This is a genomic window from Flavobacterium suaedae (assembly GCF_014642915.1).
Lineage (GTDB): Bacteria > Bacteroidota > Bacteroidia > Flavobacteriales > Flavobacteriaceae > Flavobacterium > Flavobacterium suaedae.
In genome coordinates, this window is sequence record NZ_BMJE01000008.1 from 72,561 (window position 1) to 91,702 (window position 19,142).

The window sequence follows — 19,142 nt, forward strand, 5'->3', positions numbered from 1 at the left end:
AAAATAAATTTTTAATTGGTTACTATTTTAATAAACTCACTACGATCTATTTCCCGTGCCCCCAAGCTTGCTAAATGATCATTATGTACCTGGCAATCCAGTAACCGATAATTTTCTTCTTTTAACTTTTTAGTAAGTGCTATAAAAGCCATTTTACTGGCATTTGATACTTTTGAAAACATACTTTCTCCGCAAAAAATATGTCCTAAATCTACACCGTATAAACCGCCTACCATAACATTATCCTGCCACACTTCTACTGATTGTGCATACCCCATTTTATGAAGTTCGAAATAAGCATCAATCATTTCTGGTGTAATCCAGGTTCCCGGCTGCCCTTCCCTTTTTATATTTCGGCAATTTGTAATTACCTCTTTAAAGGCAGTGTTGAATGTAATTTTAAACGTATTGCGATTAATTATATTACGCATACTTTTAGAAATTTTTAATTCATCAGGATAAAGAACCATTCTTTGAGGAGGACTCCACCATATTATCGGTTCTTCATCATCAAACCAAGGGAAAATACCGTTCTGGTATGCTAGTACTAATCTTTCGGGAGATAAATCTCCGCCAATAGCAACAATACCTTCAGGAGAGGCTTCTGTTACAGGAGGGAAATATAAATCACGAGAAAGATAATACATTGTTTATTTAATATTTAGATAATATAAATTTATAAAATATTTTGATTGAATTTATATAAATAAATCTACTTTTCTAAAGGTTATATAAATTTATAATTAACCTTTAGAAACTATGTTTAAAGTCTTTTTTATCTGAAAAAGCGTAGATAGGATTAAAAATGAAATAAATACAAAATAAAAAAGCCCCGATTTATTTCGGGGCTTTTTCTGTTCTTATGCTTTATTAAAAAGGAAGGTCGTCGTGGTCTTCTTCTTTATAATTAGTAGCCGGCTCAAAAGAGTCTTGCGGAGATGCTGCCGGCGGCGGTGTTTGGTAACCACCTCCTGCCGGAGCTTGTGGCTGTAATTTTTCTATTCTCCATCCTTGTATAGAGTTAAAATACTTGGTTTCTCCTTGTGGGTTTACCCACTCTCTGCCACGTAGGTTAATAGATATTTTTACAGGCTCACCTACTGTATAACTGTTTAAAAGTTCACACTTATCTTGTGTAAACTCTACTAATATATGCTGAGGGTATTGTTCATCTGTAGTAACTACTACTTCTCTTTTTCTAAAACCATTATTACCATAGGTTTTAGTATCGTCAATCATCTTAATTCTTCCTGAAACTTCCATAAATTCTCCTTGTTATTTTCTGCCTGTTGTGGCAGCAATCGTTGTTAGTATATTAAAAATCTTTTTTAGCCAGTAATATTTTCCATGCCTTTAGCACTTCGTTTTTATCAAGGTACTCTTTAGCCTTCTTGTACTTCTTGTCGTCATCATCTGCACTAAGTAATCCTTTTATTTCAAAGTCTTCTTTTATAAAAGCACTAATTTCTTCTTCTGTAGGTAAAGTTTCTACATTACCAAGTTTGCCCAAGTCGTTACCGTTAAATACACCGCAGGTTTTTACAAAATCAGGAATTGAATCTACCCCAATACCTAAAGTTGTAAGTGGTTTCTCTACTTCAAATAATCCCATGTTTGCACGGCTGTACCAGTTACCGCCCATGCGCGATACAAGGTCTATTTTGTTTTGATCTATAGCGCCATTTTCATCCAAAATAGTTTCATCTACATGAATTTTAACCACCTCACATATTACCAAATTTCCTGCTCCGCCTTCATCACCCAAAGCAATAATATCTTTTACCTTACATTCAAATTGTACAGGCGATTCTTTCACACGAAAAGGTTTTACAACATCCGAAGCTATCATGGTAAGCCCTGATTTTTCAAACTCGTTTACTCCATCTGCATATTCAGTGCTCGATAGTGATGCCTGTTGTACAATATCATAATTTACAACATTAATAACCACTTCTCTGTTAAGTTCTACATTAATTAATGTATGTTTTGTAGTGTTGTTTCGTACCCTGCGTGCCGGTGAAAAAACCATGATAGGCGGGTTCGCACTAAATACATTAAAAAAACTAAAAGGCGATAGGTTAGGAACGTTGTTTCTGTCTAGTGTACTTGCAAAAGCTATAGGTCTGGGACCAACGGCTCCCTGTAGGTAGCCTTGTAGCTTTGCTGTAGGTATTTCTTTAGGATCAATACTAAGCATTACAGTAGTGTTTTTTACAAAGATAATTTTTCTGGTAGTACTAAAAAACGGCTTTGATAAATTTAACCTCGGTTGTTAATAAATAATAATAACGGTATTTTTTATACGTTTTACAAATGCTTTAGTTTACTGGTACCATCGCCGTTTACAGCGTAAGTTTTAGTATATTTAAGCCTTAAAATATAGTTATATGCAGTTTACTGATAAAAGGAGTATAACCCGTTGGGTACTTATAATAGCTTCATTTTTTATTATTGTAGCCATAGTATTTAATACCTATAATTTTTTTCAGATTTTTAAAGGGGATGAAAGAAAGAAAATGGAATTATGGGCAGATGCTCAGCAAACTTTAAATAATGTACAGGGGGATGTTGATGTTGAACTCCCACTTAAAATAATTAGTGAAAACCAGACTATACCGGTTATACTTGCCACGAGTACAGATAGTATAATGAAGACAGGCAACATTCCCTATGAAATAGAACGGGATGAAGCCAGATTAAGAGATTTTTTTTATGAGTTAAAAGAAGAAAATAGCCCTATAAAAATAGAATTGTCTGAAAATAACTACCAGTACTTATACTATGGTAACTCTCCGCTGCTTAACAAGCTAAAGTATTACCCTATAACTTTATTGTTGATTATAGTGCTTTTTGCTGCTTTGGTTTACATATTTTTCAGGGCAACTAAAATGAGTGCTCAAAACAGGCTTTGGGCGGGTATGGCAAAAGAGACCGCACACCAGATAGGGACACCGTTATCATCATTATTAGGTTGGATTGAAATACTAAGAGCAGATAATGTAGATGAAACTGCCGTAAGTGAAATAGAGAAAGATGTACACAGGTTGCAAACTATTGCAGAGCGCTTCTCTAAAGTAGGCTCAGAGCCTGTGCTGGAGAATAGAGATATTGTACAGGAAACAGAAAAGTCTTTTGAATATCTGAAGTCAAGAGCATCAAAGCAAATAGCATTTACTTTTACAGCACCTGATTACCCTATAAACGTAATGCTTAACCCCGAACTGCATAGCTGGACAGTAGAGAACCTTGTTAAAAACGCTATTGATGCCATGAAGGGTAAGGGTAAACTGGAAATAGTGCTGGAGGATAAGGATAAGTTTGTAAAAATTAAAGTAACCGACTCCGGTAAAGGAATTGCGAAAGGACAATATCGAAAAGTTTTTGAACCGGGTTTTACTACTAAGAAAAGAGGATGGGGACTTGGTTTATCATTAACTAAGCGTATTGTGGAAGAATACCACAAAGGAAAAATAAAGGTACTGCACTCAGAGTTAGGGAAAGGGACTACTATGCAGGCAAGCTTCCCTAAAGTGTAAACAGAGGGGGAACTTATTTTTTTAGTATTCCTAAGTACTCAGTCCAAGGGCCTACTTCCGTTTTATACTGTTTAGCCATTACTCTTGCTATTTGTGCAATATGCCCTAAATCGTGCACTGCCCAAGTGGCTATTAATTGTTTTAAGGTAACCGTTCCGAATTCAGGGTGTATTCCTGTTTTGCTAAAATCATTCTCTGTAAGGTTAAATGATTTTAGTTCACTCAGATTGTTTTCGCGCAGTTTTTGAAATTCTTTCAGCAGTTCAGTAATACTTTTTGCAGAGTCATCCTCTAAATGAGCAAATCTGTCAAAAGGTCTGAATGCTTTATTTTCTGTGTCGCTAAGAATAATTTTTATCCTTACTAACCAATCTGTTTTCTCACCAACTATTAAATGCTGTACTACATCATAAGGGCTCCATGTGTTTTCGCCTTCATTATTATGCAGCCATTCATCAGATAAATTACCTAAAAATGTATTTAAGGTATTTGGAGTTGTCTTTAATATTTCGATTGATTTATTTAAAGAAAACTCCATAATAAGTGCTTTAAAGAGTTTTTACAGAGAGTTAGACGTGTTTACTGATTTCAGCAGCTAAAGCTTCAAACTCTTCTTTTTCAAGTTTTGTTTTGTTAATGAAACGCATATCATCCATTTCATTAATCGGGATAAGGTGTACATGCGTGTGCGGAACTTCAAGCCCTACTACAGCAACACCTACACGTTTGCATGCAACCGTTTTTTCTATTGCTTTTGCAACTTTATACGAAAAAGCCATCAGGTCAAGATACTCCTGTTGCTCCATATCAAAAATTTTGTCTACCTCTTTTTTAGGTATACACAGCGTGTGCCCCTTAGTATTTGGGTTAATGTCTAAGAACGCTAAAAATCGGTCGGTTTCCGCTACTTTATAAGCAGGGATTTCGCCATTTATAATTTTTGTAAATATAGAACTCATAGCTTGATGGATTTTTAAAAGTTACTTTTTACTGTCCTTTTTTATTATGCTCGGCTAATTTCCAGTACTTCAAATTTAAGTGTTCCGTTTGGTACATTTATCTCGGCAACTTCACCTACTTTTTTTCCAAGTAACCCTTTACCAATAGGAGAGGTTACTGATATTTTACCTGATTTAAGGTCAGCTTCACTTTCTGCTACCAGTGTATACGTCATTTCCATGCCGTTAGCCTGGTTTTTTATTTTTACTGTAGAAAGCACTAACGCTTTAGATACATCAAGCTGAGACTCGTCAATAAGGCGGGCATTAGCTAAAAGTTCTTCCATTTTAGCAATTTTCATTTCCAAAAGTCCCTGTGCTTCTTTTGCAGCATCATATTCTGCATTTTCAGATAAGTCACCTTTGTCCCTTGCTTCGGCAATAGCCTGAGAAGCTTTAGGTCTTTCTATGCTTTTTAACTGGTCTAGCTCTTCTCTCAGTTTTTTTAGCCCTTCTGCTGTGTAGTATGATACTTTACTCATAACTTCATCGTTTATATAAATAGAAAAAATCCCATACGCAACGGGATTTCTTTCTACAAAGATAATATTTTTTTAATACGTCTGTTTATTTCAATACGTGCTATAGCACTTGTCAAAGTTAAATAATTTAAATTTGTTTCATAATTATTAAGCATAAATTTATGAATATAACTAAATATGTTTTAGTCCTTTTAGTAATGCCTTTTTTGTTCGGATGTAATAGTGATGACTACCAATATCCTGATAAGTATTTACCCAATTATAACTTTTCTATAGATATTGATATGAGCCTGCCGTTATATACTCCTTTACAGTTTACGGCAAACCCTGTTTATATAGACCAGGCAGGTATAGGGATTAATGGTATTATAGTAATGAACACCGGTGGGGGCTATGTAGCTTATGAGGCAAGTTGTCCTAACCAAAACCTAGATAGCTGCTCTAAGCTTGCTGTAGACGGTATTATGGCAATATGCCCTTGCGATGAAGCGGAGTATAACCTTTTCAACGGGCAGGCAGAAGGGAAAGAATACCCATTAAAGCCATACAGAATACAGGTAACAAGCGGAACCTCTATACGCGTTTATAATTAACACATAAGTGTAACTATGCCTGTTATAAAAATAGATACTTATATTAAGGCTGATATTAAAATCGTTTTTGACCTTTCCCGTAGTATTGACTTGCATTTGGTTTCGGCAGCACAAACGAATGAAAAAGCTATTGCAGGGAAAACATCCGGTTTAATGGAGCTGGGTGAAACTGTAACCTGGCAAGCCAAACATTTTGGCGTTACACAAAAACTTACGGTGATTATAGCTGATTTGCAATCACCTGATTATTTTGCGGATGAGATGATTAAAGGTGTTTTTAAAACAATGCGCCATGAACATTTTTTTAAAACAATAGGGAAGCAGGTAAAAATGACAGATGTGTTTGCTTATACCAGCCCGTTAGGGATTTTAGGTAAATTGGCAGATGCACTTTTCCTGAAAAACTACATGAGCAGTTTTCTTAAAAAGCGAAATGAAATAATAAAAGAAATAGCTGAAGACCTTGAGAAGTATAAAAAAATCCTGCCACTGTAAAGTAGCAGGATTTTATAGTACATAACAATTGATATAACCTAGAATTTAAGTGTAGCACCCACTAAAAAGTTAATGCCTGCTTGCGGATAATAGTACGGGTCTCCCCACATATATCCGTTTGAAGCGTACTCAACATCAAACATATTATTTACAAGTCCGTTGAATACTATAGACTTAAATATAGTTTTGGTTTTAAGCTCGTAAGTAACATTAAAGTCATTTACAAAATAGCTGTCCAGTATAGCGTTGTCAGACTCGTAATTGTCCATATACTGCTCACCAACAAATTTAGAAAGCAATGCTACCTGAAAGTTTTTAAACGGCATGTATATTAACTGGTTACCACCTATTATGCTTGGGGAGAAAGCAATTTCAGTATCACCTAAGTTTTCAGGACCATTATCTCCTTCATTATAAAAGTCAACGTTTTGGTTTTGGCTCAAGGCAATGTTAGGACGTACTATCCACTTATCTGTAATAAATACAGTAGCATCTGCTTCAAGCCCCAAGCGGTAACTGTCACCACTATTAGTATATACAGGAGAGCCTACATCGTTTAAAGCTCCTGTAAGTACCAGTTGGTCTTTATACTGCATATAGTACCCGTTTACGTTCAGGTAATTTTTACCCGATTTGTAACGCCATCCTAACTCAAAATCGTTAAGTGTTTCAGCTTTAGTACTTCCGCTTTCATAATCGGTACGGCGTGGCTCTTTGTTAGCACGCGCATACGAAAGGTAAATATTATTATTGTTGTTTACACTATAGGTAATACCCGCTTTAGGGTTAAAAAAGTTGAAAGTATCATCAACAGGAATTGGGGTTGCAGCACTTTCCAATACATTTGATGCTTCGTAGCTTACATTTCGGTACTGCATATCGGCAAATACGTTAAACTTGCTGTTCAGCTTATAATTTGCTTTTGCAAACACATTGAAGTCGGTTTTAGTAGCATCATTATCATAGTAACGGTCGTCAGGACTTACATTTGCCGAATAACGTGCCCAGATGATATTACCAAAGTGGTCACCTTCATATTTGTTCCATGCACCACCAAATACCACATCCCAACCGTCGTTATTGTAGTTTGCAGAGAAAGTAGTACCGTAAAAATCGTTATCTAACCATTTTTGGGTAATAAGGTCTTCCTCTGTTATAAGTGTACCGTTAACGGTAACCTCTTCAAGGTCGTAATCAGCATAGGCACTGTTATCACGGTAGTTTTCATAATATCCTTCGCCAATAGTATAGTGTAATGCAATATTGGTATTCCAGTTATTATTTATTTTTTCATTCCAGTGTAACTGGTAGTGGTCCTGTTTGTAGTTATCAGTTTCGTTATCATAAAAACGAATATTACCCTCTGCATCAGTATACATACCGGAATAGTTAAACTGTCTGTCACTTTCCATAGTTTCAGCATCAATACCGTTCCATGCCTGGTAAGTACGCTCTTTACCTCCAAATACTAATGCTTTAATAAGTGTAGAACCATGTACATAAGTACCTTGCAGGAAGTATGACTTCAAGTCTGATTCTGCACGGTCTATATACCCGTCAGAAGCTATATTTGAAACTCTACCTGCAATTTCAAAACGGTCGTTCATTAAACCGGTACTGAATTTTACAGTATGCTTTCTGGAATTGAAGCTACCAAATGAGTTTGATATTTCTCCGCTTGCTTCCTGGCTATAGCTATCTGTAAGTAGGTTAAGGCTGGCGCCAAAAGCACCTGCACCGTTAGTAGAAGTACCTACACCACGCTGTAGCTGTATGTTTTCAGTTGAAGAAGCAAAATCGGGCATATTAACCCAGAATGAACCATGCGACTCTGCATCGTTATACGGTATACCGTTTACCGTTACGTTAACACGACTTGCATCAGCACCACGAACACGTATTCCTGTATACCCTATACCGTTACCGGCATCGGTAGTAGTAACAACCGAAGGCAAGTAGTTTAAAAGTACAGGGATATCCTGACCAAGATTACGCGGAGCAAGTTCTTCTTTGGTTACGTTACTGAAAGTTACCGGTAAATCAGCAGTTGCTCTTACAGCTTGCACCAATACTTCTTCCAGTTTGTAATCATTCATGGTAATTGAGTCCTGCTCAGTTTCGGGAGTGTTTTGGGCTGCGGTTCCTAAACTGATTAGACCAACAGCAACAGGTAAAATGTTTTTCTTTTTCCTGTAAATAGAAGCGAATAAAGTTTTCATCCGTAAAAAAATGTTTACGAATAAAAGGGGTAATTATTCCTTTAGTTAATAATTAATAAAATGATATTTCGGTAAAAAACAACAGTGTGCACTTCTGCTATTCTTTGCCTTTTCCCTTGGCAGCATTACCCGCCCAGGTTCTTTGGGTATGATCTCAGCCCGATATAGTAGGCACCCCTTTGAGACGGCGCAAAAGTACTAAAAAACTTTTGCCTGTATAACTATTACGGCAGTTTTTGTAAAGAGATTAAAAAAGTGGCTCCTGAGTCTTAAAAATCAGGGCGTTTTCTCATTTGTTTTTTCTCTGAATTCAGTTTTTTATTTTTAAGCCTTTTTTTAATTACTGCTTTAGGTACTTTAGTAGGTTTTCGTTGTTTGGGTTTTATAACAGCATTGTCAAGAATAGTAAAAAAACGGTCGGTTACAATTTTTTTATTTCGTAACTGGCTGCGGTCTTCATCACACTGTAAAACCAAAACACCTTCATTACTAAGTCGGGTAGCAATATTTTTACTTATAGTTTGTTTTTCATCTTCGGTTAATCCTTTTGATTCGTTTATATTAAAACTAAGGATAACTTTTGTTTCTACTTTATTTACATTTTGCCCACCGGAACCACTACTTCGTGCTGTTTTATAGTTGAGTTCCTGTTGCAATACTTCTTTATTCATTATAATTTTTAGCTCGGTTGATGAGCCGGTTTTAAAAGGTCGTTTACATTTTTAACAGGGTTAAAAGTAAGTAATGGTACTTCGGCGAAAACGGTTATCCAGCCTGCCATGGCACCATTCCATAACCCCGGTAACTCATACGATTTTACATCTGTACCGAAACGGTTTTTGGTTACAATAAAGCCTGTCGTATTATCTATATATTCAGTTAGGTTAAAAGGTTCCCCTTTGTAGTTTTTTAATCCGCAAACAAGGTCTACAGGGTTAAAATGTGTAGACTGAGAAAATATCTCTTTTTGAGCTACATCTTTCATATCTATCTGAGAGCTTTCTACGATTTGCAGTGATACTTTACCATCTTTATCTTCTACCCAAAACGGACCACCTCCTGGTTCGCCTTCGTTTTTAACCATACCGCATACTCGTATAGGTCGGTTAAATAGTTGTTTGGTGTATTCAATTTTTTCTTCTTTGCTAAGGCTTCTTACACTTTCAGGAATGTGTTGTAATAGCTTGTTGTTAGCAAAGCAAAGCATTTCATCCAGTTGTTCTTCGGTAACTGTTCCTTTTTCTATTTCTTCAAGGTGAGTATAAACTTTTTCCTGTAGTTTGATAAGTATACCTCCCAATGCTTTTTTGTAAAGCGTAATAGTAGGTTGCTCAATATGGCTTACGTTGTCAATATTTTTAATAAAAACAATATCAGTATCAAGATTGTTTAAGTTTTCAATAAGCGCACCGTGACCTCCCGGTCTGAAAAAAATATTACCTGTATTATCTCTAAAAGGTACATTCTTCATATCAACCGCAATAGTGTCTGTCTTTTTATGCTGATAGGAAGTGCTGATATCAATAGTTACTCCTGATTTTTCTTCTACAGAGGTTTTTGCCTCATCAAAAGCCTTAGTAAAACCATCTAAATGCTCTTCGGATATAGTGAAGTGTATGTTGGTTTTATTTTGTGATGCTGCATAGGCTACACTTTCTTTAAAGTGTTCTCTTACCGGTGTTGCGGTACAGTTTTTATATTCATGAAAAGGTAATATACCTTTTGGTTTATTGGCATAGTCAAACTTTTCATCCTGTAGCATGGTTTTAATATAGTGATAAGCAAAATCACTTTCACTCCATTTATTATAATCAGGGTTTTGTTTTAGGGTATCAATTATAGCCTCAGAGAAAGGAAATTTATTATAGTTATCTAAAAAGGTTTTTAAGGCCGTATCATTATTTTTAGTAATGTATTCCTTTACAGTTTCCTTTTCAGGGTTATAGTTGGCTATAAACTCATTTAAAAATTTAAACATGCGGGTTGCAGCACCCGATGCCGGAATGAACTTAGTTAGTTTAAAGTTGTCTTTTTTCCTGTCAAAATAATCAGCATATTCTTTAACGCTTTCATCAGGGAGCTGTACTATACCATCATTTACTATAGCAGGCTTTTTAAGGTTGATTTTTGTATTACCTTCCTTAAATATATTTAGCTGCTCTTGTAACTTATCCGGACTAATACCTCTTTTTTTTATCTGGTCATAGTCTTTCTCAGTAAGTCCTAAATCAATTATTTCTTTAAGTCCCTCCAAAGTTCTGTTTTTTTAAGTTGAATTTTAATGCCTGTTAATTTATACAGGCAATTTTATTACTGTTATTTTTTAGGTTTGCAACGAAATAATTAAATTATCATTTCGAAATTATTGTAGTTGCGACGTTTTAATTCTGGCAGATAACTTTTTCTTCCATTCATAATAACCTATAAAGGCAACAGTTGTTAAAAATATATAAAATATACTTGTTAAGGTGGCTCCTTTATAAAAAATTAGCGGTATCGCAATAATATCTCCAATAATTAAGAAAATCCAGTTTTCTATTTTGCGTTTTGCCAATAGCCACATACCTACAAAGAAAAGTCCTGTTATAAACGTATCAACATAAGCCCACCAGTAATTAAACTTTTCAGTATAAATAAATACGGCAGATACAAATATAACCGAAAGCACAAATATCTGTATACACTTTATCGTATCTTTTGTAGTCATTTTCTCTATCTTTAATAGTGCCGTGTTATCGTTTCCTTTACGGCTCCATAACAACCATCCGTATACGCTCATTATAAAGTAATATACATTAATAATCATATCGCCGTATAAGTTCCATTGGTAAAACATATAAGTATATATAATGGTGCTTATAATGCCTGTAGGATAAACAAAGATGCTGTTTCGGGCAGAGAAAACTACGCTTAAAGCACCAAAAACAGAGCCTAAGGCTTCAAGCATAATAAAAGTAGTGCTGTAGTCTTTGTATTGACTAAACAAAAAGTCGAATAATTCGTTCATTTGATTGTGGGTGCTTATAGGGTAGTATCTTTTTCAAAACTATACACAAGTGTAAAGCCTTCTATTTCCTTAAAATGAAAATTATAATTGGTGCAGGAATCGTTAAAGTTTAGCGTAGCTTCCCCTGAATTGTTATCCATTGAAAAGGCAGCAACGTCTATATGGTCTTTAAAACTAATGCCTGGTAACGAAACCATTTTAAATATAGCTTCTTTAACACCCCATATCACCGTTAGGCTGCGTATGTAGGTAGCCTCATTTTTGGGTTCAAGGTAAGAGAACTCCGTTTCGCAATATTTACGCGCTATTTTAGTAATCTTATCCCGTTGCATTTCCATATCAATACCCACATTTTCATTACTAATAATTATAGCCGAAAAATTATGAGAATGTGTAATTGATATGTTTTTACCATCCTTTAAATGTGGTTTGCCATCTTCGGCATAAAACATATCCATATCAGTATAACCTGCTTCCTGTAACAACATACGTACACTTAAAAAACCTCTACGGTGTTGTTCACTTTTCATGCCTTCAAGGCGGGTAATGCATACATCCTTCAGGTTGCGTGTTCGCTCCCAAAGCTCATCATGGCTCTCGGTTATTTTCCAAACGTATACTTGTGTATTGCTTCCTGCGGTAAACGATGTATGTAAAGGCATTGAAGGTGATAGTTGTTAGGTAAAAAGTTTAAGTCTTTTGTTTTTAAAAGTTTATAAGGTTGAGCAAAGTTTAAAATAATCTTAAAACTGGCTCGTTCTACAGGAAATCGCTAAATTTGCATAAATTTTTGCTAATACAAATATAACAATATTCATGAGTACTAAAACAGTGCCATACGTGGCTTATAAAGTAAAAGACATTTCCCTTGCAGAGTGGGGTAGAAAAGAGATAGAGCTTGCAGAAGCAGAAATGCCTGGGTTAATGGCGCTTCGTGAAGAATATAAAGAAGAGCAACCACTTAAAGGTGCAAGAATAGCAGGATGCCTGCACATGACAATACAAACGGCTGTACTTATAGAAACGCTTGTAGCACTTGGTGCTGAAGTTACATGGAGTTCTTGTAATATATTTTCAACGCAGGACCATGCTGCTGCTGCAATAGCTGCTGCGGGTATACCGGTATATGCTTGGAAAGGTTTAACAGATGAGGAATTTGACTGGTGTATAGAACAAACACTTTTCTTCGGGGAAGACCGTAAACCACTTAACATGATTCTTGATGATGGTGGTGACTTAACAAACATGGTGTTTGATAAATATCCTGAACTTGCAAAAGGAGTTAAAGGACTATCAGAAGAAACAACTACAGGCGTACACCGTTTATACGAGAGAATGAAAAACGGTACACTTGTAATGCCGGCTATTAACGTAAACGACTCTGTAACGAAGTCCAAGTTTGATAACAAATACGGTTGTAGAGAAAGTGCTGTTGATGCTATCCGTCGTGCTACCGATTTAATGCTTGCAGGTAAAAGAGTAGTTGTTTGTGGTTATGGTGATGTTGGTAAAGGTACAGCAGCTTCTTTCAGAGGGGCAGGTGCTATAGTAACCGTTACTGAAATTGATCCAATATGTGCACTACAGGCTGCAATGGACGGTTACGAAGTTAAAAAACTGGATACAGTAGTAGGTAACGCTGATATTGTAATTACTACTACAGGGAATAAAGATATTGTTGTAGGTCGTCACTTTGAAATGTTGAAAGATAAAGCCCTTGTTTGTAACATCGGTCACTTTGATAACGAGATTGACATGGCTTGGTTAAATAAAAACTACGGTGATACTAAAGTTGAAATTAAGCCACAGGTTGATAAATATACCATCAACGGGAAAGATATTATCCTTTTAGCTGAAGGTAGATTAGTAAACCTTGGTTGTGCTACAGGTCACCCAAGTTTTGTAATGAGTAACTCGTTTACGAACCAAACACTAGCACAAATAGAGCTTTGGAATAATAGCGACAGCTATGAAAACAAAGTATACATGCTACCTAAGCACCTTGATGAAAAAGTGGCAGCATTACACCTTGCTAAATTGGGTGTAGAGCTTGAAACACTTAACGAAGAGCAAGCTAAATATATTGGTGTTGAAGTTGAAGGACCATTTAAACCTGAATATTACAGATACTAATACCTAATAGAATATATTTTACAATAAAGCCCGCTTTAAGCGGGCTTTTGTTATTTACGTGTGTGGCAATCTAAAATATGGTCATTAACCATGCCCGTTGCCTGCATGTGTGCGTATATTACTGTTGAGCCTACAAACTTAAATCCACGTTTTTTCATGTCTTTACTAATAGCGTCTGAGAGTGGAGTAGTAGCTGGTACATCACCCAGTGTTTTAAATTTATTATCTATAGGTTTACCATCGGTAAAAGCCCAAAAGTATTTGGAGAAACTACCAAACTCTTCCTGAACCTTTATATACGCCTGTGCATTGCTTACTGCAGCGTTTACTTTTAGCTTGTTTCGAATAATACCCGCATCTTGCAATAGCTCATCTATTTTATCCAGATTATAGTTGGCTATTTTCTTGTAATCAAAATTATCAAAAGCTTTACGGAAGTTTTCTCTTTTTCTCAGTATAGTTATCCAGCTTAACCCGGCCTGAAAAGTTTCCAGTAATAAAAACTCAAACAATGTGTCATCATCATAAACGGGTTTACCCCATTCCTCGTCATGGTATTTTTCATATATCGGGTCACCTATGCACCAGCCGCAGCGGGTTATATTATTCTCAGTAGTATTAGCCATTGTTTTCGTCTTTTTCTAAATACTTGTCAATTAAGTAATGCCCCAAATATATTAAAGGCGTTAATAATATGGCTACAACCAGCTTAATAGTATAACCTGTAAGCCCCGAAGCTATATAGGTAGGTGTATCCATTTTTCCGGTAAGCCAAAAAGCAATACCTAGTACAATAAAACTATCAAAAAACTGCGATATGACAGTAGAGCCTGTAGTACGCAACCATATCATTTTTTTACCTGTTTTCTTTTTAAAGAAGTGAAATATAGTAATATCTATAAGCTGAGAAACTAAAAAAGCAGTAATACTCCCTACAATAATCCATAAGCTCTGCCCGAATACAGCATTAAATTGTGAGTCCGTTACATTAGGTAAATCAGTAGAGGCAGGTATCCCCATTGATAAATACAGGATTACAAAACAGTATGCTATTAAACCTGTAGTTATATATGATAGTTTTTTAACGCCACTGCGCCCAAAATATTCATTAATAAGGTCGGTAGTAACAAAAACTACTGGCCAGGGCAAAATACCTATGCTGACAACATAAGGACCTATATTGATTAGTTTGCTGCCTATTAATTCGGCAACAATAGCATTGGTTATAAATATACCGGCAAGGATTACATATATGATGCCTTTGCGGGTTTTAAACATTTGTAATGTATTTTTTGATGTAAAAAATCAAAAGTAAACTATTTTTTACTTTTAGTAAGTTGAACAATTTTTAAAAAAAGCATATTGTTTTTTAGTAATATCAAATTTTAAGTATGCTAAAATAAAATACACGTAATAGTTAGGTGTACCCCTTTTTATTTTGGGTTTGTGTTCTATATTTGTTTTAAACAATAAGGTAATTATCGTGAAAACAGGGAATCCTAAAGAGGTTGAATAGCGTTTGCTATACCTATATAGTTTATAATTTTTGTTTCGTTTGTTGAAAATAAAAATCCCGTTCTGTTTGAGCGGGATTTTTAATTTAGTACAATCTGATAATATATAATTCCCTCAGGAATGTATGCAATAACTATTCTGGAGTTTGAACTGAAACAAACGGGTTTGGAGTTTGTTGTCCAATTTTCTTTTCTGTGTCTGATTAATTTCTCTGTCCAGTCTTCATTATTTTCATCACAATCTGTTTGATTATGGCTTTTAGTCCATAAGACTACATCATCTGGTTTTACTTTTACTACATATTGATAGTAGTAATCAGTAGGACCTAAGGATTCTGAGCTGTTCCTGTTATTAAACCCTCCTGTTTTAAAAAGATTATATTCAGCATCTAAAATTTCTGAGTGCAGGTTTATATTCTCGCTCAATGTTTTTATACGTTCTTCTTTTGATAGTTCTTTACTATTGATGGTGTTATTGCTTTCAGAGCATCCAATTAATGTTACGGATAAAAATAATACCGCTAAAAAGCCTAAGAAATTATGCTTAATATTGAAATTAATTTTTTTAATAGTATTCATATTCTCTTTTTAATGAGTAAACTACATTTTTGTTTCCATCTAAATACTCACAATAAACAGGATTACCTTTATCATCGGTTTTTTTATTAGCAAGAGTAATTTCATTGCCTCCCGGTTTCATTTCTTTGTTTTTTATGATAAGTTTTTTTAACCCTTTTTCAGAATATATAAAATCAGTTGATGACTGCATTGTGACTAAATCATGTTTTGTATTTATAACCTTAGTAGTTGTTTTTATTACTCTATTTTCAGCATCTAGCTTTTGCTCTAATTCCGAAAGCGTAGTACTATTATGAAATTTATTTTTTGCAATAATTGTATGGCTATCAACAACACGATATGTTCCTGTGTTAAGAGTGTCTTTGCTGTTTTTCTTATACGTAACAAAGGTTCTTATAGAATCATTTTCAGGGTAGTTGTAATACGTGATTTGAGTTAAATTAAAACTGTCGTCAGTCTGGTCATATTCATTATATTCTTCTGTTTTTACTAAGTTTCCCGATTCGTTGTAATACGACACCTTTTTTGCCTGCATTTGATGTGCTGCATAACTGGAAAACTCTGTAATTTTTTTAGGTTTACCGTTTAATTCTTCTATAGCCCAGTCTTGAGGGAAATTACTTTTAGTAGAACAACTGATTATAAATAATGATGATACTAGTAGTAGAAATTTAATTTTCATTTTGAGGAAAGAGGTTATAGGTTTGTATATAGTTCATTATAAGCTAAAATAAAAAATCCCGCTCAATATGAACGGGATTTCTTTATTTTTAAAACGTTTGGCTTTTAATTAACCAAGAGCAACTCTTTTAAATCCTGTAACAGTTAAATCACCGTTTACAGATTTTACGTATTCGCTAACGCTTTGTTTGTTGTCTTTAATATATGCTTGGTTAACAAGAGTGTTATCTTTAAAGAAACGACCTAATTTACCTTTAGCAATGTTATCAAGCATAGCTTCCGGCTTACCTTCCTGACGAAGTTGGTCTTTAGCTATCTCAATTTCTTTCTCAACAGTTTCTGCATCTACACCTTCTTCATTAAGTGCTAGTGGAGCCATTGCAGCAGCCTGCATAGCAACATTACGAGAAGCTTCTTCAGCACCGTCTACATTTGCAGAAAGGCTTACTATTGTAGCTATTTTGTTACCTGCGTGTATGTAAGAACCTACGTAAGCACCATTAAGAGTTTCGAAAGAACCTATTTCTATTTTCTCTCCTATAACACCTGTTTGCTCAGTTAGTTTTTCTTCTACTGTAATACCGTTAAAGTCAGCAGCAAGGAATTCTTCTTTAGTACTGTAGTTAAGCGCAAGCTTAGCAAGATCAGTAGCCAGAGTAGTGAAAGACTCGTTTTTAGCAACAAAGTCAGTTTCACAGTTAAGAGAAATAACTACACCGTGAGTGTTGTCATCATTAACTACAGCTATAACAGCACCTTCTGTAGATTCTCTGTCAGCTCTTTTAGCAGCAACTTTTTGCCCTTGTTTACGAAGTACTTCGATAGCTTTATCAAAATCACCATCGGCCTCAACAAGTGCTTTTTTACAGTCCATCATACCTGCACCTGTAGTCTGTCTTAATTTATTTACGTCTGCAGCAGTAATATTTGCCATTTTGAAAAGAATTTATTTGTTAAAAATGAAAGTCGTTATGTTAGTAATGGCTACAAAAGTAAACATATACCAACACAACGACTTTATTGTAATGTTATATTTTATTCTTCGGTAGCAGTTGTGTTAGCTTCTGCTTTTTCAGTAGCTTTTTCTGCCTTTTGTTCTTGCTGTTGTTGGTCTTTTTCAGATTTTCTTTCAGCAAGACCATCTTTAATAGAATCTGTTACTAAAGATAAAATCTTGTCAATTGATTTAGAAGCATCATCATTTGCTGGTATTACATAATCAACCTGACGTGGGTCAGAGTTAGTATCTACCATTGCAAAAACCGGAATGTTTAATTTGTGAGCTTCTTTTACTGCGATGTGTTCAGCTTTAATATCTACAATGAATAACGCAGCCGGTAGCCTTGTCATGTCAGCTATAGAACCTAGGTTTTTATCTAGTTTTGCACGTAGACGGTCAACCTGTAAGCGCTCTTTTTTAGATAGCGTGTTAAATGTACCGTCTTTCTTCATTCTGTCTATCGAAGCCATTTTCTTAATAGCTTTACGAATAGTAACGAAATTTGTTAGCATACCACCTGGCCATCTTTCTGTAATGTATGGCATGTTAGCAGCAGCAGCTTTTTCGGCAACTATGTCTTTTGCCTGCTTTTTAGTAGCAACAAATAATACTTTTCTGCCTGATGCAGCAATTTTTTTAAGCGCTTCGTTAGCCTCTTCTATTTTAGCTGCAGTTTTATATAGGTTGATAATGTGTATTCCATTACGCTCCATATAAATATAAGGAGCCATGTTCGGGTCCCATTTTCTGGTCATGTGTCCAAAGTGTACACCTGCTTCCAGTAAGTCTTTTACATCTATGTTATTTGCCATTTTTGTAATAGTTTACGTTCTGTTGAGTAAGCAATGTTCAGGTGGCGATTTTTTCGGCCCTGCCCATTTAGATGCTAAACTAACCTCCGCCTCGGCGAAGCAACAATAACTAATTTTTTAAATTTTAATAAAAATAAATTGCTCAGGCTTGGATTATTGGTATCCTTGCCAAAAGCATGTAATAAAATATTAACGTTTAGAGAACTGGAATTTCTTACGAGCTTTCTTCTGACCGAATTTCTTACGCTCTACCATTCTTGGGTCTCTTGTTAGTAAACCTTCCGGCTTAAGAGTTCCTCTGTTTTCAACGTCTACTTCACACATAGCTCTTGCAATAGCCATTCTTACAGCTTCTGCTTGCCCTGTGATACCACCACCATATACATTTACTTTTACATCAAAGTTTTCCAGGTTCTCTGTAAGCATAAGAGGCTGTTTTACCTTGTACTGTAATGTACCGGTAGGGAAATAAGTTTCTAATTCTTTTTTGTTAACCGTGATTTTCCCTGAACCTTCTGTTAGGTATACACGGGCAACAGCGGTTTTTCTTCTTCCAATTTTGTGGATAGTTGCCATTACATCAAGTCGTTTAAGTTAACGGTTTTAGGACTCTGTGCCTCGTGCTTGTGCTCAGGACCTACATATACATTTAAATTGCGGAATAGCTCAGCACCTAATTTGTTTTTAGGAAGCATTCCTTTTACAGCTTTCTCTACTAAAATTGCAGGATTTTTGTCCTGAGCCATTTTAGCAGTTAAAATTCTCTGACCACCTGGGTAACCTGTGTGGCGGATGTATGTTTTCTCCTCCAGTTTGTTACCAGTTAGGTTGATCTTTTCTGCGTTAATAACAATTACGTTATCACCACAGTCTACGTGCGGAGTATAATTTGGCTTGTATTTGCCTCTTAAAAGTTTTGCAACTTTTGTAGCAAAGCGACCTAAATTATGACCCTCAGCGTCAACAACAATCCATTCTTTCTGAACGGTAGCCTTGTTAGCTGAAATTGTCTTGTAGCTTAATGTGTTCACAATAAATAATTTTAATTAAACATTCCGTCCCCAATAAAGGGAGTGCAAAATTACAATTATTT

23 protein-coding genes are annotated in these 19,142 nt (G+C 35.3%); 4 read left to right on the forward strand and 19 right to left on the reverse strand.

Annotation, left to right across the window (positions count from 1 at the left end):
• Positions 1-11: 11 nt before the first annotated feature.
• From aat to IEW45_RS13740, 3 genes are all read right to left on the reverse strand, one after another.
• Entirely contained in the window at positions 12-647 is a 636-nt protein-coding gene (gene aat / locus IEW45_RS13730; RefSeq protein WP_188621838.1) for a leucyl/phenylalanyl-tRNA--protein transferase, read from the reverse strand.
• A gap of 223 nt (positions 648-870) precedes the next feature.
• Complete coding sequence (locus tag IEW45_RS13735) at positions 871-1,263, reverse strand: DUF3127 domain-containing protein (RefSeq protein WP_188621839.1); 393 nt, start codon at positions 1,261-1,263, stop codon at positions 871-873.
• Between the two features lie 52 nt (positions 1,264-1,315).
• On the reverse strand, positions 1,316-2,197 hold the full coding sequence (locus IEW45_RS13740; RefSeq protein ID WP_188621840.1) for a flavin reductase family protein: 882 nt from the start codon (positions 2,195-2,197) through the stop codon (positions 1,316-1,318).
• Between the two features lie 190 nt (positions 2,198-2,387).
• Between IEW45_RS13740 and IEW45_RS13745 the strand changes: the two genes are divergently transcribed.
• Entirely contained in the window at positions 2,388-3,536 is a 1,149-nt protein-coding gene (locus tag IEW45_RS13745) for a sensor histidine kinase (RefSeq protein ID WP_188621841.1), read from the forward strand.
• Between the two features lie 13 nt (positions 3,537-3,549).
• Here the strand turns inward: IEW45_RS13745 and IEW45_RS13750 are convergent, their stop codons facing one another.
• From IEW45_RS13750 to greA, 3 genes are read right to left on the reverse strand one after another with little or no spacing between them, the layout of a single operon-like run.
• Positions 3,550-4,074, reverse strand: a complete 525-nt coding sequence (locus IEW45_RS13750; protein WP_188621842.1) for a DinB family protein — start codon at positions 4,072-4,074, stop codon at positions 3,550-3,552.
• Between the two features lie 31 nt (positions 4,075-4,105).
• Complete coding sequence (locus tag IEW45_RS13755) at positions 4,106-4,495, reverse strand: HIT family protein (protein ID WP_188621843.1); 390 nt, start codon at positions 4,493-4,495, stop codon at positions 4,106-4,108.
• A gap of 44 nt (positions 4,496-4,539) precedes the next feature.
• A complete protein-coding gene (greA, locus tag IEW45_RS13760) occupies positions 4,540-5,016 on the reverse strand; it encodes a transcription elongation factor GreA (protein ID WP_188621844.1) in 477 nt (158 codons plus the stop codon).
• Between the two features lie 161 nt (positions 5,017-5,177).
• Between greA and IEW45_RS13765 the strand changes: the two genes are divergently transcribed.
• Both IEW45_RS13765 and IEW45_RS13770 read left to right on the forward strand, forming a co-directional pair.
• The gene (locus tag IEW45_RS13765) at positions 5,178-5,609 is read left to right on the forward strand and encodes a Rieske (2Fe-2S) protein (protein WP_188621845.1); all 432 of its coding nucleotides are present in this window, start codon (positions 5,178-5,180) and stop codon (positions 5,607-5,609) included.
• 15 nt (positions 5,610-5,624) lie between these two features.
• A complete protein-coding gene (locus IEW45_RS13770) occupies positions 5,625-6,104 on the forward strand; it encodes an SRPBCC family protein (RefSeq protein WP_188621846.1) in 480 nt (159 codons plus the stop codon).
• A 38-nt stretch (positions 6,105-6,142) separates the two neighbouring features.
• Here IEW45_RS13770 and IEW45_RS13775 read toward each other — a convergent pair whose 3' ends face one another.
• The 5 genes from IEW45_RS13775 to IEW45_RS13795 form a co-directional block, all read right to left on the reverse strand.
• Positions 6,143-8,323 (reverse strand): TonB-dependent receptor, encoded by a 2,181-nt coding sequence (locus IEW45_RS13775; RefSeq protein ID WP_188621847.1) that lies wholly within the window; start codon positions 8,321-8,323, stop codon positions 6,143-6,145.
• A gap of 269 nt (positions 8,324-8,592) precedes the next feature.
• On the reverse strand, positions 8,593-8,994 hold the full coding sequence (gene arfB, locus IEW45_RS13780) for an alternative ribosome rescue aminoacyl-tRNA hydrolase ArfB (protein WP_188621848.1): 402 nt from the start codon (positions 8,992-8,994) through the stop codon (positions 8,593-8,595).
• Positions 8,995-9,002: 8 nt separating this feature from the next.
• Entirely contained in the window at positions 9,003-10,577 is a 1,575-nt protein-coding gene (locus IEW45_RS13785) for a DUF4301 family protein (RefSeq protein WP_229665959.1), read from the reverse strand.
• A gap of 108 nt (positions 10,578-10,685) precedes the next feature.
• On the reverse strand, positions 10,686-11,330 hold the full coding sequence (gene pnuC / locus IEW45_RS13790; RefSeq protein WP_188621849.1) for a nicotinamide riboside transporter PnuC: 645 nt from the start codon (positions 11,328-11,330) through the stop codon (positions 10,686-10,688).
• Positions 11,331-11,344: 14 nt separating this feature from the next.
• Complete coding sequence (locus IEW45_RS13795) at positions 11,345-11,992, reverse strand: 4'-phosphopantetheinyl transferase family protein (RefSeq protein ID WP_188621850.1); 648 nt, start codon at positions 11,990-11,992, stop codon at positions 11,345-11,347.
• Between the two features lie 154 nt (positions 11,993-12,146).
• Here IEW45_RS13795 and ahcY point away from each other — a divergent pair, with 154 nt between their 5' ends.
• Positions 12,147-13,463 carry an adenosylhomocysteinase gene (gene ahcY, locus IEW45_RS13800; RefSeq protein WP_188621851.1) on the forward strand — a complete coding sequence of 439 codons (1,317 nt, stop codon included), beginning with the start codon at positions 12,147-12,149 and terminating at the stop codon, positions 13,461-13,463.
• Between the two features lie 50 nt (positions 13,464-13,513).
• Here ahcY and IEW45_RS13805 read toward each other — a convergent pair whose 3' ends face one another.
• The 8 genes from IEW45_RS13805 to rplM all read right to left on the reverse strand — a co-directional run bounded on the left by IEW45_RS13805 (position 13,514) and on the right by rplM (position 19,080).
• Positions 13,514-14,089, reverse strand: coding sequence for a DNA-3-methyladenine glycosylase I (locus IEW45_RS13805; protein ID WP_188621852.1), 576 nt, complete (start codon positions 14,087-14,089; stop codon positions 13,514-13,516).
• Positions 14,082-14,741, reverse strand: coding sequence for a queuosine precursor transporter (locus IEW45_RS13810; RefSeq protein ID WP_188621853.1), 660 nt, complete (start codon positions 14,739-14,741; stop codon positions 14,082-14,084). Before IEW45_RS13810 ends, IEW45_RS13805 begins: the two co-directional genes overlap by 8 nt.
• Before the next feature lie 317 nt (positions 14,742-15,058).
• Positions 15,059-15,556, reverse strand: coding sequence for a hypothetical protein (locus tag IEW45_RS13815; protein WP_188621854.1), 498 nt, complete (start codon positions 15,554-15,556; stop codon positions 15,059-15,061).
• Positions 15,543-16,238: a hypothetical protein gene (locus IEW45_RS13820; protein ID WP_188621855.1), complete on the reverse strand. Its 696-nt coding sequence runs from the start codon at positions 16,236-16,238 to the stop codon at positions 15,543-15,545. Before IEW45_RS13820 ends, IEW45_RS13815 begins: the two co-directional genes overlap by 14 nt.
• A 108-nt stretch (positions 16,239-16,346) precedes the next feature.
• On the reverse strand, positions 16,347-17,171 hold the full coding sequence (tsf, locus tag IEW45_RS13825; protein ID WP_188621856.1) for a translation elongation factor Ts: 825 nt from the start codon (positions 17,169-17,171) through the stop codon (positions 16,347-16,349).
• A gap of 101 nt (positions 17,172-17,272) precedes the next feature.
• Complete coding sequence (gene rpsB, locus IEW45_RS13830) at positions 17,273-18,049, reverse strand: 30S ribosomal protein S2 (protein WP_188621857.1); 777 nt, start codon at positions 18,047-18,049, stop codon at positions 17,273-17,275.
• A gap of 189 nt (positions 18,050-18,238) precedes the next feature.
• A complete protein-coding gene (rpsI, locus tag IEW45_RS13835) occupies positions 18,239-18,625 on the reverse strand; it encodes a 30S ribosomal protein S9 (protein WP_188621858.1) in 387 nt (128 codons plus the stop codon).
• Positions 18,625-19,080 (reverse strand): 50S ribosomal protein L13, encoded by a 456-nt coding sequence (rplM, locus tag IEW45_RS13840; RefSeq protein WP_188621859.1) that lies wholly within the window; start codon positions 19,078-19,080, stop codon positions 18,625-18,627. The genes rpsI and rplM overlap by 1 nt, the downstream gene beginning before the upstream one ends.
• Positions 19,081-19,142: the final 62 nt, after the last annotated feature.

Coding starts and splice junctions, on each gene's coding strand:
- aat (WP_188621838.1), bottom strand. CDS start 647: ATGTATTATCTTTCTCGTGATTTATATTTCCCTCCTGTAACAGAAGCC.
- IEW45_RS13735 (WP_188621839.1), bottom strand. CDS start 1,263: ATGGAAGTTTCAGGAAGAATTAAGATGATTGACGATACTAAAACCTAT.
- IEW45_RS13740 (WP_188621840.1), bottom strand. CDS start 2,197: ATGCTTAGTATTGATCCTAAAGAAATACCTACAGCAAAGCTACAAGGC.
- IEW45_RS13745 (WP_188621841.1), top strand. CDS start 2,388: ATGCAGTTTACTGATAAAAGGAGTATAACCCGTTGGGTACTTATAATA.
- IEW45_RS13750 (WP_188621842.1), bottom strand. CDS start 4,074: ATGGAGTTTTCTTTAAATAAATCAATCGAAATATTAAAGACAACTCCA.
- IEW45_RS13755 (WP_188621843.1), bottom strand. CDS start 4,495: ATGAGTTCTATATTTACAAAAATTATAAATGGCGAAATCCCTGCTTAT.
- greA (WP_188621844.1), bottom strand. CDS start 5,016: ATGAGTAAAGTATCATACTACACAGCAGAAGGGCTAAAAAAACTGAGA.
- IEW45_RS13765 (WP_188621845.1), top strand. CDS start 5,178: ATGAATATAACTAAATATGTTTTAGTCCTTTTAGTAATGCCTTTTTTG.
- IEW45_RS13770 (WP_188621846.1), top strand. CDS start 5,625: ATGCCTGTTATAAAAATAGATACTTATATTAAGGCTGATATTAAAATC.
- IEW45_RS13775 (WP_188621847.1), bottom strand. CDS start 8,323: ATGAAAACTTTATTCGCTTCTATTTACAGGAAAAAGAAAAACATTTTA.
- arfB (WP_188621848.1), bottom strand. CDS start 8,994: ATGAATAAAGAAGTATTGCAACAGGAACTCAACTATAAAACAGCACGA.
- pnuC (WP_188621849.1), bottom strand. CDS start 11,330: ATGAACGAATTATTCGACTTTTTGTTTAGTCAATACAAAGACTACAGC.
- IEW45_RS13795 (WP_188621850.1), bottom strand. CDS start 11,992: ATGCCTTTACATACATCGTTTACCGCAGGAAGCAATACACAAGTATAC.
- ahcY (WP_188621851.1), top strand. CDS start 12,147: ATGAGTACTAAAACAGTGCCATACGTGGCTTATAAAGTAAAAGACATT.
- IEW45_RS13805 (WP_188621852.1), bottom strand. CDS start 14,089: ATGGCTAATACTACTGAGAATAATATAACCCGCTGCGGCTGGTGCATA.
- IEW45_RS13810 (WP_188621853.1), bottom strand. CDS start 14,741: ATGTTTAAAACCCGCAAAGGCATCATATATGTAATCCTTGCCGGTATA.
- IEW45_RS13815 (WP_188621854.1), bottom strand. CDS start 15,556: ATGAATACTATTAAAAAAATTAATTTCAATATTAAGCATAATTTCTTA.
- IEW45_RS13820 (WP_188621855.1), bottom strand. CDS start 16,238: ATGAAAATTAAATTTCTACTACTAGTATCATCATTATTTATAATCAGT.
- tsf (WP_188621856.1), bottom strand. CDS start 17,171: ATGGCAAATATTACTGCTGCAGACGTAAATAAATTAAGACAGACTACA.
- rpsB (WP_188621857.1), bottom strand. CDS start 18,049: ATGGCAAATAACATAGATGTAAAAGACTTACTGGAAGCAGGTGTACAC.
- rpsI (WP_188621858.1), bottom strand. CDS start 18,625: ATGGCAACTATCCACAAAATTGGAAGAAGAAAAACCGCTGTTGCCCGT.